Annotated in this window: 14 protein-coding genes; 9 read left to right on the top strand and 5 right to left on the bottom strand. The window is 61.6% G+C overall.

Going from position 1 to position 12,604, the window contains the following annotated elements:
• Window positions 1–44: 44 nt before the first annotated feature.
• From BGO20_RS18400 to arsB, 6 genes are all read left to right on the top strand, one after another.
• Window positions 45–1,442, top strand: a complete 1,398-nt coding sequence (locus BGO20_RS18400) for an NAD(P)-binding domain-containing protein (protein WP_291664870.1) — start codon at window positions 45–47, stop codon at window positions 1,440–1,442.
• On the top strand, window positions 1,442–2,665 hold the full coding sequence (locus BGO20_RS18395) for an MFS transporter (RefSeq protein ID WP_257735505.1): 1,224 nt from the start codon (window positions 1,442–1,444) through the stop codon (window positions 2,663–2,665). The genes BGO20_RS18400 and BGO20_RS18395 overlap by 1 nt, the downstream gene beginning before the upstream one ends.
• 30 nt (window positions 2,666–2,695) lie before the next feature.
• Window positions 2,696–3,457 carry an arsenical resistance protein ArsH gene (gene arsH, locus BGO20_RS18390; protein WP_291664857.1) on the top strand — a complete coding sequence of 254 codons (762 nt, stop codon included), beginning with the start codon at window positions 2,696–2,698 and terminating at the stop codon, window positions 3,455–3,457.
• Between the two features lie 94 nt (window positions 3,458–3,551).
• Window positions 3,552–3,923, top strand: a complete 372-nt coding sequence (locus BGO20_RS18385) for an ArsR/SmtB family transcription factor (RefSeq protein ID WP_257735504.1) — start codon at window positions 3,552–3,554, stop codon at window positions 3,921–3,923.
• Window positions 3,924–4,012: 89 nt separating this feature from the next.
• Window positions 4,013–4,438 carry an arsenate reductase (glutaredoxin) gene (arsC, locus tag BGO20_RS18380; protein WP_089174918.1) on the top strand — a complete coding sequence of 142 codons (426 nt, stop codon included), beginning with the start codon at window positions 4,013–4,015 and terminating at the stop codon, window positions 4,436–4,438.
• 5 nt (window positions 4,439–4,443) lie between these two features.
• Entirely contained in the window at window positions 4,444–5,499 is a 1,056-nt protein-coding gene (gene arsB / locus BGO20_RS18375) for an ACR3 family arsenite efflux transporter (RefSeq protein WP_089174917.1), read from the top strand.
• A 79-nt stretch (window positions 5,500–5,578) separates the two neighbouring features.
• On the opposite strand, the gene BGO20_RS18370 is transcribed toward arsB, so the two are convergent.
• The 3 genes from BGO20_RS18370 to BGO20_RS18360 all read right to left on the bottom strand — a co-directional run bounded on the left by BGO20_RS18370 (window position 5,579) and on the right by BGO20_RS18360 (window position 7,912).
• A complete protein-coding gene (locus BGO20_RS18370) occupies window positions 5,579–6,367 on the bottom strand; it encodes a sulfite exporter TauE/SafE family protein (protein WP_291664859.1) in 789 nt (262 codons plus the stop codon).
• A gap of 151 nt (window positions 6,368–6,518) precedes the next feature.
• Window positions 6,519–7,397: an arsenate reductase/protein-tyrosine-phosphatase family protein gene (locus BGO20_RS18365; RefSeq protein WP_248308047.1), complete on the bottom strand. Its 879-nt coding sequence runs from the start codon at window positions 7,395–7,397 to the stop codon at window positions 6,519–6,521.
• Window positions 7,394–7,912, bottom strand: a complete 519-nt coding sequence (locus BGO20_RS18360) for an arsenate reductase ArsC (RefSeq protein WP_089174915.1) — start codon at window positions 7,910–7,912, stop codon at window positions 7,394–7,396. Before BGO20_RS18360 ends, BGO20_RS18365 begins: the two co-directional genes overlap by 4 nt.
• Before the next feature lie 112 nt (window positions 7,913–8,024).
• Here BGO20_RS18360 and BGO20_RS18355 point away from each other — a divergent pair, with 112 nt between their 5' ends.
• Both BGO20_RS18355 and arsJ read left to right on the top strand, forming a co-directional pair.
• Window positions 8,025–9,068, top strand: a complete 1,044-nt coding sequence (locus BGO20_RS18355; protein WP_089174914.1) for an ArsJ-associated glyceraldehyde-3-phosphate dehydrogenase — start codon at window positions 8,025–8,027, stop codon at window positions 9,066–9,068.
• A 4-nt stretch (window positions 9,069–9,072) separates the two neighbouring features.
• Window positions 9,073–10,347, top strand: a complete 1,275-nt coding sequence (gene arsJ, locus BGO20_RS18350) for an organoarsenical effux MFS transporter ArsJ (protein WP_291664860.1) — start codon at window positions 9,073–9,075, stop codon at window positions 10,345–10,347.
• A gap of 226 nt (window positions 10,348–10,573) precedes the next feature.
• On the opposite strand, the gene BGO20_RS18345 is transcribed toward arsJ, so the two are convergent.
• A complete protein-coding gene (locus BGO20_RS18345; RefSeq protein WP_291664862.1) occupies window positions 10,574–11,452 on the bottom strand; it encodes a macro domain-containing protein in 879 nt (292 codons plus the stop codon).
• A gap of 1 nt (window position 11,453) precedes the next feature.
• A complete protein-coding gene (locus tag BGO20_RS18340) occupies window positions 11,454–11,954 on the bottom strand; it encodes a TIR domain-containing protein (RefSeq protein WP_089174911.1) in 501 nt (166 codons plus the stop codon).
• A 90-nt stretch (window positions 11,955–12,044) separates the two neighbouring features.
• On the opposite strand from BGO20_RS18340, the gene BGO20_RS18335 reads away from it, so the two are divergent.
• Window positions 12,045–12,176 (top strand): hypothetical protein, encoded by a 132-nt coding sequence (locus BGO20_RS18335; protein WP_291664865.1) that lies wholly within the window; start codon window positions 12,045–12,047, stop codon window positions 12,174–12,176.
• Window positions 12,177–12,604 lie beyond the last annotated feature (428 nt).

Raw genomic sequence — 12,604 nt, 5'->3', positions numbered from 1 at the left:
TCGACCATATTTCAGTATTTCCGGTTTCACGGGAGGATGCGAAGGTGGCAACCAAGACGATCGCGATCATTGGAGCCGGCCCGGTGGGTCTCGCCGCGGCAGCCCACGCCACGGAACGCGGCCTCATCCCGATTGTTCTGGAGCGCGGCCCGGCGGCCGGACATGCCATCCGGCAATGGGCTCATGTTCCGATGTTCTCACCCTGGGCCTTCAACATCGATAAGGCGGCGGAGCGCCTCCTCGAAGCGTCGGGTTGGACGCGCCCCGACCCGGATCGTTACCCAACTGGCGGTGACCTGATTTCGCATTACGTCGCCCCTCTTGCCGAACGGCTACGGGATCGGATCAAGCTCAATGCCGAGGTGATCTCGGTTTCCCGGGCTGGCTTCGACAAGGTCAAGACGGATGGCCGCGAGGCAGTGCCGCTGCTGGTGCGCTATCGCGACGGCGGTACGCCGGCGAGCTTGGCCGTCGATGCCGTCATCGACGCTTCCGGCACCTGGTTCTCGCCGAACCCGGCTGGGGTCGGCGGCTTGCCGGCAATCGGCGAGATCGAAGCGACCGAGCATATTGCCTACGGGATGCCGGACATCTCCGGGGAGGCCCGATCGCGTTATGCCGGGAAACAGGTCGCGGTGCTCGGCGGAGGCCATTCGGCCATCGGCACCCTCATCGCGCTATCCGAGCTTCAGGCCGAGAATCCCGCAACCAAGATCACCTGGCTCTATCGGGGTCCGATCCTGGCGAAGGCATTCGGTGGCGGCGCCGCCGACCAGCTCTCCGCCCGCGGCGAACTCGGTCTCCAGATCGCGGATCTCGTCAAGCAAGGCCGCATCAGGACCCACACCGGCTTTCGTCTGGAACAGATCGAGCGCGATGCCTCCGGTCTGCGCTTGATCTCAAACGACGAACGCAAGCAGGCCGTCACCGTCGACGAACTCATCGTCGCGACCGGCTTCCGCCCGGAACTGGCTCTCCTGCGCGAGCTGCGCGTCGAGCTCGATCCGGCGCTCGAATGCCCGCCGAGCCTGGCGCCGTTGATCGACCCCAACGTCCACTCCTGCGGAACGGTGCGTCCGCACGGTGCCGCCGATCTCGCCCATCCGGAACCTGGCTTCTACATCGCAGGCATGAAGTCCTATGGCCGAGCGCCCACCTTCCTGCTCGCGACGGGGAATGAACAAGTCCGCTCGATCGTGGCTGAACTCGCCGGCGATCACGCCGCGGCCCGGCGCGTCGAGCTCGTCTTGCCGGAGACTGGCGTTTGCAGCGCGACGCCCGGCGGACCGTCGGCTTCGACGTCGAGCTGCTGCGGAGGGCCCGCGCCTGTGGCCGTCGATGCCTGCTGCGCCGATGACGCGGTTGCCAAGCAATCCGGGAAGGCAGGATGCGGATGCTCGTCCAGCTCCCGCGAAACCACCCGTGAGACGGCCGAAGTCTGATGTCCAGTCTGTCGCTGCCTATACCCGCTCCCACCGGAGGGCGTGGTCTCGCGTTGATCACGGCGCTCGGCGTCACTCAGGTCGCTGGCTATGGCGGCCTGTACTACGCCTTCGCCGTACTGGCTCCGAAGATGACCGAAAGCTTCGGCTGGTCTCCGGAGTGGACATATGGCGGGTTCGCGGCCGGGCTGCTGATCGGCGGACTTATCGCGCCCGTCGCTGGGCGATTGATTGATCATTACGGCACCCGTCTGATGATGACCCTCGGGTCGGTGCTTGCCGGCCTCTCGCTTCTCGGCTTGGCGGAAGCGCGCGGTCCGGTTGGCTATTTCGCGGCCATGATCGCTCTGGAGATCGTTTCGACCCTCGTCCTCTATGATGCAGCGTTCACGGCGCTGACGCAGGCACGCGGCCCGGGCGCAAGGCGCGCGATCAGCCAGCTCACCTTGATCGGGGGCTTCGCATCGACGCTGTTCTGGCCGTTGACGACTGCCCTGCTCAACTCCTTTGACTGGCGCGACATCTACCGGGTCTATGCGGTCGTCCAGATCGCTCTGTGCGCGCCGCTGCATCTGTTGCTGCTGCCGGGTCCGATCCATCGCACGGCGAGTTCCGTGCCCAGCGCCGACGCCGCAGATGCCTCGCAGGTCAGGTATCTTGAAGGGAACGATCGGCGGAGCGCCTTCGCCCTGCTGGCATTGGCATTCTCGCTTCAAGGCTTCGTGGTATCGGCAATGTCGGTCCACATGCTGACGATGCTGCAAGGGCTGGGGCTGAGCGCGGCTGTCGCTGTCGGCATCGGCGCCATGGTCGGTCCCTCCCAGGTTGCGGGGCGCCTGATCGAAATGCTCTTCGGAACCTCGATCGACCCCGTCACGACCGCCTGGACCTCCGCCGCATTGATGCCAGTCGGATTCGTTCTGCTGACAATCGGCGGTTCCGCGGCCGGCCTCGCGGGTCTGTTCGCGATTGCCTATGGCATCAGCATGGGACTGAGCTCGATCGTACGCGGCACGGTCCCCCTGAAGCTCTTCGGCCCAGCCGGCTATGGGGCGATGTTGGGCAAGCTCTCCGCACCCGGACTCGTCGTAAAGGCTGCCGCGCCGCTCCTCTTCGCCATGCTGCTCGAACGTGCCGGATTGATGCCGAGCACGCTCCTCCTGGTCGCCCTGTCCGGGCTGGCAGCGGCTGCAATGTATGCTCTGGCGCGCAAGCTGCGCTGAGCTCTGTTCCGGATATCAAGGAGAACCCTCATGCCAATGCGTGAGCTGACCGATCTTTCCTCGCTTCCAGCCCTCAAGCCCGAGTTCGCAATGAGGCGGCCCGCCGAAGGGCTGCCCGATCCGCTCGGTCACCCCCCGCGCATCCTGTTGCTCTACGGATCCCTGCGCGAACGCTCATTCTCTCGGCTCGCCGTCGAGGAGGCTGCGCGCCTTCTGACGCTATTCGGGGCCGAGACGCGTATCTTTGATCCGTCCGATCTTCCTCTGCCGGACCAAGTCAAGGGCGACGACCACCCTGTGGTCCGGGAATTGCGCGAGCATGCTCTCTGGTCAGAGGGGCAGGTTTGGTGCAGCCCTGAACGCCACGGGCAGATCACCGGCGTAATGAAAGCGCAGATCGATCACCTGCCGCTGGAGATGGGCGGCATGCGCCCGACCCAGGGACGCACGCTCGCCGTAATGCAGGTGTCGGGCGGCTCCCAGTCCTTCAATGCGGTCAACACGCTTCGCCTGCTCGGGCGCTGGATGCGGATGTTCACGATCCCCAATCAATCGAGCGTCGCAATGGCCTACAAGGAATTCGATGAGGCGGGGCGGATGAAGCCGTCGTCTTACTATGACCGCATCGTCGACGTGATGGAGGAGCTGGTCCGCTTCACCGTCTTGCTGCGGCCGCATGCGGAGACGCTGGTCGACCGCTACTCCGAACGGAAGCAGAAGCAGATCGTCGTTGATCCGACGACGGACATGTCGGCTATCGCCATCGCTCACCAGCGTCGCCGGTCGGCCTGACGGCCGCTTCGGCTCTCTCAACGCCAAGCCGGAATGCCCGCTATCCAGGGCCGTTCAGCTTGCAATACATCCATATATCCACTAACTTGGATACATGGAATCAGAGCAGATTATTTTGGGGCTCGCAGCTCTCGCGCAGCAGACCCGCCTCGACGTGTTTCGCCTGTTGGTGAAGCATGAGCCGGAAGGTCTGCCCGCGGGAGAAATAGCCCGCCGCCTTGCCGTGCCGCAAAACACCATGTCGTCGCACCTGGGCATCCTGGCTCGGGCCAAGCTGGTCCGAACCGAACGCCAGAGTCGCTCCATCATCTATCGAGCGAACCTGGTGGCGGTGCAGCACCTCGTCACCTTTCTGCTGAACGATTGCTGCGGCGGACGGACGGAGATCTGCGCTCCGGTGGTCGCGGCGCTCTCGGCTTGCTGCGCCTCCTCTTCGGCCGCGACCGAGATTGAGGAACACGCCTAGACCCCTCCCCCGACCGGCTCTGCGCCTCTCGATAGGCGGCTCGCGCCTTGCCGCCGGAGCACGAAACCTCTGTGCCGGAGTTACTTCAGATGGACGTCGTCATCTACCACAACCCCGATTGCGGGACCTCACGGAACACGCTCGCAATGATCCGGAATGCTGGGGTCGAACCGCACGTCATCGAATATCTGAAATCGCCGCCCTCGCGCAGAATGGTGCGCGAACTCGTCGATCGCGCCGGCCTTACGCTGCGCGAGGCGCTACGTGAAAAGGGAACGCCTTACGCCGAGCTTGGCCTGGACGATCTCTCGCTCAGCGATGAAGCCCTGCTCGACGCAATCGAGGACCATCCCATTCTCCTGAATCGCCCCTTCGTGGTGACGCCGAAGGGCGTCCGACTGTGTCGCCCGTCCGAGCGGGTGCTCGACCTGTTGCCGCCGCAGCGCGGTGAGTTCCGCAAGGAAGACGGCGAGCTTGTCGTTGATTCATCCGGCCGTGTCCTCGCGGGAGCCTAACAGCCATGTCGACCTTCGAACGCTACCTCACCCTTTGGGTCGCCCTGTGCATCGTCGCGGGCATCGCGCTCGGCCACATTGCGCCCGGCGTCTTCCAGGCGATCGGCGCGGCTGAGATCGCCAAGGTCAACCTGCCAGTGGCGGTGTTGATCTGGTTGATGATCGTGCCGATGCTCCTGAAGATCGATTTCGCAGCGCTCGGCGAAGTCGGGCGCCACTGGCGCGGCATCGGCGTCACCCTCTTCGTCAACTGGGCGGTCAAGCCCTTTTCGATGGCCGCGCTCGGCTGGTTCTTCATCTCCTACCTGTTCCGGCCTTATCTGCCGGCGGATCAGATCAACAGCTACATCGCCGGCCTGATCATCCTCGCGGCGGCGCCCTGCACGGCGATGGTCTTCGTCTGGTCGAACCTGACGAAAGGCGAGCCCCTGTTCACGCTCAGCCAGGTCGCCCTCAACGATGCGATCATGGTGGTCGCTTTCGCGCCGATCGTGGCCCTGCTGCTGGGCCTTTCGGCCATCACCGTGCCGTGGGACACGCTGCTGCTGTCGGTGGTGCTCTATATCGTCATCCCGGTGATCGTGGCTCAGCTCCTGAGGCGTCAGCTCCTCGCGAGCGGCGGACCGGCCTCACTCGACCGCGTGCTCGGGGTTCTCGCTCCAATCTCGCTGGTGGCATTGCTGGCGACGCTGGTGCTGCTCTTCGGCTTCCAGGGAGAACAGATCCTGGCGCAGCCGCTTATCATCGCGATGCTCGCTGTGCCGATTCTGATCCAGGTGTATTTCAACTCTGGCCTGGCCTACCTGCTCAATCGGATGACCGGCGAGGCGCATTGTGTCGCCGGCCCCTCAGCCCTGATCGGCGCAAGCAACTTCTTCGAGCTCGCCGTCGCCGCGGCAATCAGCCTGTTTGGCTTCAACTCCGGAGCGGCGCTCGCGACCGTCGTCGGGGTGCTCATCGAGGTCCCGGTGATGCTGTCGGTCGTCGCGATCGTCAATCGAAGCAAAGATTGGTACGAGCGCCATCCGGCCGTCGCACGCGCGGAAGCAAATCGCGGCTAACAGCACCCGCACAAAGCCAACGGCCGCTTTCCATGCGAACCTGGCTGCCGGGCCTAACGGATTTTTGCCGGCAGTCTCTTCATCTGTGTCTCCAGACCTTTACGGCCGACACAACGAGGATCAACGCCAAGGCTGGCAGAAGCACATTACCCGGCACAACACCGAGCAAGCGGCCACCGACGAAGGTCCCGACGATCGATCCGATCGCCATGGTCAGGACGAACGCGCCGTTGCGCCGCAAGACGGAAAATGCCTGGTCCTGACTGTAGCGGGCAAAGCCGACGATCATGGTCGGCAAGCTGACGGCGAGCGATAGACTACCTGCCAGCTTGATGTCGGCGCCGAACAGCAGGACCAGCGTCGGGATCAACAACTCTCCGCCTGCAACCCCCATCAGGGACGCGACGACGCCGATGGCGAATCCTGCGATGACTCCGGCAACAAGCTGAGTGGATCCCGTAACGAATGCCCCGGCTGAGCTGACGTTGTGTCCGAAGATCAGGACGATCGCGATGATGACGAGCAGGACCGAGATAACTTTGTAGAGGGTTTCAGACTTCAAACGTGTAGCCCACCCGGCACCGAACCAGGCGCCAAGCAAGCTCCCCGCGAGCAGATTCACGATCACCTGCCAGTGGTTGGCGATTTCGACGGACGGCACGGTGGCCGTCCGGAACGGCAGAGCGGTCGCCACCACGACCAGGCTCATCGCCTTGTTCAGGATGACCGCATCAAGGGCGCGAAAGCCGAATGCTCCGATGAGGAGAGGCAATCGAAACTCGGCACCTCCGAGACCGATGAGACCGCCAAGCGTGCCTATCAGTGCACCACCGCCGAATGCGGTCGATTTATCGCGGAGAGATTTCATGAGCGCGAGCCTTCGACGCACACCTGCGTCGTGATCTAGATCAGGCCCGTGAAACCGACGTGGCGGTGCGCTTCACGGCAGGCTTACGGCGTGCCGTGGGGCAGGACCCATCTAAAGCTTGATGCGGCGATTTGCCAAGCGGTCGTCGCCTCTAAGCAGCTTCCAAAGACCTGGGTGTCGCCCCATCCATCCGGCCAATGGCTTCAAGCGCTGGCGCCAGGTCGTCGAGCATCATGCTCTCGAACGGCAAATTGACGAGAGCCGTGACCCGAGCGGTCAGGTCTCGATAGCTTTGACGGAAAGCGGCACGGCGCGCCTCAACCGGACCGCCGACCTCTGCGGGATCGTCCAATCCCCAATGAACTCGCATAGGCGCGCCCGGGAAGGACGGGCAGGCTTCGTCGGCCGCGGAGTCGCAGACCGTGATGACGAGGTCGATTTCGGGCGCGTCCGCCGCCAGGAACTCGCCCCAGGACTTCGAGCGGAAGTCAGCGGTCGCATAACCCAGCTCCCTGAGTAGCTGGAGCGCGAGCGGGTGCGGCGCCTCATGCGGGCGGCTGCCTGCCGAATAGGCTTGGATGCGGCCGAGCCCTTCCCGGTTCATGACGGCTTCCGCCATGATCGATCTGGCGGAGTTCCCCGTGCAGACGATGAGCACCCGCAAGGGTGTGTCGGTTGCCTGAGCCTCCCTGCGCGACAGATAGGGAGTTGCAGGCGTCTCGCAGGTCGACGGGCTCTGCGAGCAGCAGGCTTCGGCCAAGAAACCAAGCAAGGCGTCCGCGCGATCCGGAACCGCGGCGAAGATGATGTGTCGCCCTTCACGGCGCGAGGCCAGCAGCCCGACCTGCTCCAACGCCCCCAGATGAGTCGAGAGGGTATTGTGCGGAACGGCCAGCAGCCGACCGATATCGCCTGCCGCCAGGCCATGAGGCCGGTAGCGCATCAACAGGCGGAAGATTTCCAGTCGGGTCGACTGGGCAAGCGCTCCCAACAAGTCGACCGCGCTGGCGGCTTCGAGGCGGGTGGTCAAGCTGCGTCGTCCTTCCTTGCCAGATTGGTGCCGATCGCATCCAGCCGATGCTGTAGAGCGACACTCTCCAGCGAGGCTAGCGGCAAATTGGTGAAGATCGATATCCGATTGTTCAACATGCGATAGGCATCGGCGAAGGCAAGCGCCTTCTGGACATCCTCGCCAACGAACGCTGCCGGGTCAGGCAGGCCCCAATGCGCGCTCATCGGCTGTCCCGGCCAGTGCGGGCACGGTTCGTTCGCGGCGTCATCGCAGAGCGTGAAAACGAAATCGAGCGGCGGCGCGTCCGGCCTCGCGAACTCCTCCCAGTTCTTCGGGCGAAACTGAGTGATGTCGTAGTTCAACGACTTCAGCAGGCGCGCAGCGAACGGATTGATCTCCTCCCGGGGATCGCTTCCGGCGCTGAATCCTTTGAACTTGCCCGGCGCGACGCGACTGATGATCGCCTCCGCCATGATCGAGCGGGCGGAATTGCCGGTGCAGACAAAAAGCACGTTAAGCGGGGCGCGGGTCATGTCTGTCATCTCATTATGTCGATAGGTGTCGACATGATTGACTCCGTCGTCATTTCGATGTCAAGCGACATATCGAATAATTTGCTCCGGATCGAATTTGAGAGGCGATGGGATGAAGGTCGGGATCAACGGCATGGGGCGCATCGGACGCTTGGCCCTGCGAGCGGCGCTGGGCGCAGCAGAACGACCGACTGATGATCCCCGGCGCGGGAACCGCCTCGAGGTCGTCCATCTGAACGAGATCAAAGGAGGCGCCGCGGCGACGGCTCACCTGCTGGAGTTCGACAGCATGCAGGGTCGCTGGCGAACCGAGATCGACCATGATGGCGACAGGGCGATCCACATCGGCGAACGTAAGCTCAGCTTCTCATCCGAGGCATCCCCTTCGGAGCTGCCCTGGGGCGATCTGGGCGTCGACGTCGTTCTCGAATGCACCGGCAAGTTCCTGACCCTAGCGGTGCTGGAAGGACATCTGAAGCGCGGCGCCAAGCGAGTGATCGTTGCCGCGCCGGTCAAGGATCCGTCCGTCCTGAACGTTGTCGTCGGCATCAACGAGCATCTCTACGACCCCTCCCTGCATCCGATCGTGACGGCCGCCTCCTGCACCACGAACTGCCTTGCGCCGGTCGTGAAGGTCGTCCACGAGCACCTCGGGATCCGGCACGGCCAGATCACCACGATCCACGACCCCACCAACACCAATGTTGTGGTCGATGCCCCGCATAAGGATCTGCGCCGGGCGCGTTCGGCGATGCTCTCGCTCCAGCCGACGACGACGGGCAGCGCAACGGCGATCGCGCTGATCTATCCGGAACTCAAGGGGAAGCTCGATGGCCACGCGGTCCGCGCGCCCGTGCTCAATGCCTCGCTGACCGACTGCGTCTTCGAACTCGAACGGTCGACGACGGCCGCCGAGGTCAATGATCTCTTCAAGAGTGCAGCGACAGGCGCCCTCGCCGGAATCCTTGGCTTCGAAGGGCGCCCCCTCGTCTCGATCGATTATCAGCGGGATACGCGCTCCAGCATCGTCGACGGCCTGTCGACGCTCGTCACGAGCGGCACGATGCTTAAGGTCTACGCCTGGTACGACAACGAGATGGGCTATGCCTGTCGCATGGTCGACCTTGCCTGCCATCTCGAAGCAGTCGGGATCTGACGCGATGAACGAGGGCACGCGCAACTACGCCATCGTGACGGCCGGATACTGGGGCTTCACACTCACGGACGGCGCTCTGCGCATGCTCGTGCTGCTGCACTTCTTCCGGCTCGGATACTCGCCCTTCACGCTCGCCTTCCTCTTCCTCCTCTATGAGGCCGCCGGCGTGCTGGCGAACTTCATCGGCGGCTGGCTCGCGGCGCGCTACGGCATCACCAGGATGCTCGCGGTCGGCTTGACGACGCAGATCACCGGCTTCTTGGTGCTTTCGGCTCTTTCGCCCGATTGGTCGGCCGTGGCCTCCGTGATCTGGGTGGTACTCGCTCAGGGCATCTGCGGCGTCGCCAAAGACCTCACAAAAACAGCCTCAAAATCTGCCATCAAGATCGCCGAGACAGCAGCCAAGGCGGAGGATTCGGAAGGCCGCCTCTTCCGCTGGGTCGCCTGGTTCACCGGCTCGAAGAACGCGATGAAGGGCTTCGGCTTCTTCCTCGGCGGCCTGCTGCTCGAACTCCTCGGCTTCCGGGGCGCGCTGTGGGCCATGGCAGCGGCGCTCAGCGTGGTGCTGTTCGGGGTCGTGGCATCGCTTCCGCCCATGCTCGGAAAGGCGAAGGCGAGCAAGAGCGCACGCGAGCTCTTCGGCAAGAACCGCGGCGTCAACCTGCTGGCGATCGCGCGCGTGGCGCTGTTCGGCGCCCGGGACGTCTGGTTCGTCGTCGGCGTACCCGTCTTCCTCTACGCCGCGGGCTGGACCTTCACGATGGTCGGCAGCTTCGTCGCGCTCTGGACCATTGGCTACGGGCTCGTGCAAGCGGCTGCACCCGCCGTGGTCAAGCGCAGCCCTGACGGGCTGACGCAGGAAGTGAAGGCGGCAAGGCTCTGGTCGCTGATCCTCGCCATCATTCCGGCCGCCATCGCTGCCGTTCTGGCGAGCAACTCGGGATTGAGGCCGGATATCGTCCTGGTGGTGGGCCTGGGCCTGTTCGGCTTTGCCTTCGCCGTCAATTCCTCGGTCCACTCCTACCTGATCCTGGCCTATGCCGGATCCGAGAAGGCCGCAGAGGATGTCGGGTTCTACTACGCTGCCAATGCGCTCGGACGGTTCACTGGCACGCTGCTGTCAGGCCTTCTCTTTCAATGGGGCGGCATCTACGCCTGCCTGGTCGGCTCCTGCCTGATGCTGGCCGCCTGCTTCGCGGCGACGCTGGCGTTACCGGCGCGGGGTGCGTTAGTCCCAGCAAAAGCTGAACACGCAGTGATCCCGGGCTTGCCTTCTTAACTAGTGGCTTGTGCCTTGATCTTAGGTGGCGGCCCAGAAACGGCCCCACGCAGCGTTGCCGTGTCGCAGGAATCTGAAATTGGGTCCAGCGTGAGGCCCGCAATGCCTCATCGATGCCGCCCTGCATAGGCGAGCCCAGCGCCGCCACCTTGACCGGAAGCAAGGCTTTGCCGCGTTAGAGCTCACATGCGGCAAGCCCTAACGTCTCGGAGCGGCGCCTTCTGGGTTAAATGTGCAGGCTCGACATTAAGTAATCCCGAATTTCAAAAAGATTTATTTTGTGTTTTGGCACATCGCCAGGGTGGACGATTATGCTCAATTTGTTTGAGAATACGGCGTCAGTCGAGGCGTCAGCAAAAGATTGGGCAATTCTCTCGATAATCTTCTTGCGCGACAGTGAGACTCGGCCACGGCCCGTACCAAGAACCGGAATAGCGATCTCACCAAGCTCGCCACGCGTTGCCATATACTTCCAAAGCGCCTCCAATGCGTCGTCTATCATTCGCGGTGTAGAGCTCGCGGTTCCATGTTCATTTAATTCTGACATAGCTAGGAAGTAGAAATTCTTACCGTGCGCCTTCACCCTTGCTACCGTCCCGATCTTATATACCTCGTTCTTCCCTTTCCTGTTATTGTCCGTACGGCTCTTTTCGCCATTGAGAGATTCTTCTATTTGCTTCTCAAGATCGCCATAGTTTCCAGGAAAATATTTTAGAAGGAATTGCCCCTGCAAACTTTCCGGCGCGATAAGACCATTGGTGATATCAGTATCAAACGTTGTATTTGTGCTGATAATAACCTCTCCGGGAGAGTCCAAAATATTTCCAATTCGTACTTCGACACTGAAATCACGTTTAGGAATTTTGTACCGGACGCGCGAGACAGGCCGCCTAGTCGCCAGAACGTAAACAAAGGCAACCAGCATTATGATAGGAAAGGCAAATACGCTGTACTTGTCTTTCGTATATATGTTAAAAAATTCGAACAGCTCAATGAACAGCCACATGACGCCGACAGCCGCAAAAAAACGAGCAACTGCCTCGGTCGAGAAAACCGCATAGCGCCAGTATGACCAGGTGCATATTGAATCGAAAAAGTACCTCACTCTACAGACCCAAACTCATGTAGGTTGCGTCCGTGTAGTGATAATAATCTGTCTTGCCTTCTGATTTATACTTGGCGTGAGACGCTGGCCAATTTGCCATCGCGTGTTCCACTATCTTCATTCCGAAGGGAACATACACTGCAAGCTCGTCGCGAATGGTCGGTGGGCACAGAGCATCTCTTTTTCGAGATCCGTTGAGATTCACGCCGATAATTGGAAGGTCCAGCCTGAGGGCAACTTCCATTTCCCATTTTACGAATTTCGTGAGGCGCGCGGTGTTCTCGCCGATGAGCACCACGAGAAGCTTCGAATTAGCGAAGCGCACACGTAGCTGGCGCTTGATGCTTTCGACCTCGCTTGTGTCGCGCGCCGAGTTTAAGTCGTGCGCATTGTAGAAGTCAAAGGAGAATCTTTGATTAGCTGACCACGCCTGCATCAAGCGGTAATACTTCATATCTGTATCACCATCGAAGCAGATGTATGTTTTGTTGCGGTATGCCATCACACCCCCCCGGGCCGTTCGTAGCAGTATCATCAGGGCTGGAAATCAGAAGCTGCGCAAGTGAGGACGTCATTTCTGCGCGAGAAACTCGTGGAATTGCCCCTGCTGGAAAATCCGCTGACGCATCACGCGACCTTTGCCCTGGCAGCAAATGATCACACGCGTGATCGCGTCCTGGAGGCGACGTTAGCGGCGCAGGAAGCGATTTCTCGTGAACCATGAAAGATCCGGGGCCTCCCGCGGCCGAGGCGGAACAATCTCCTGTGGCATGAGCTGAAACTCATCAGAGTCTTTCGCCTTACCGATACGTCGAAGCTGCCTCCGGAATAGATGGACATCGCCGAAATAATTTGGATACGCCTCCTTTAGATTCTTGACCTTATCTACCTCGACGAGAACGGTATCAAAGCTCGGCCGTTCGGGGTCAATAATGGTTTCGATTTCCTCCCGTTCGTAAGACTCAATACCTTTCATCGGCTCTCGATAAGCCGTGACAGACACTTCATTTGTCGCCGTGTCATAGCGGATCAGGAAATACTTGGTATCGCGATCAAAAATATGACGTTCGGCGGCTCGAAACGCTTGGCTCTGACCTGAGCCCCGACTTTCCTCCGGTTATGGGGAGAGTCCTAGGGTTGATTTAGGGCCTA

The sequence above is a fragment of the Allobosea sp. 67-29 genome, assembly GCF_001898115.1.
Taxonomy (GTDB): Bacteria; Pseudomonadota; Alphaproteobacteria; order Rhizobiales; family Beijerinckiaceae; genus Allobosea.
The sequence above is the reverse complement of the archived record's forward strand: the minus strand, read 5'-3'. Positions and strand labels throughout refer to the sequence as shown.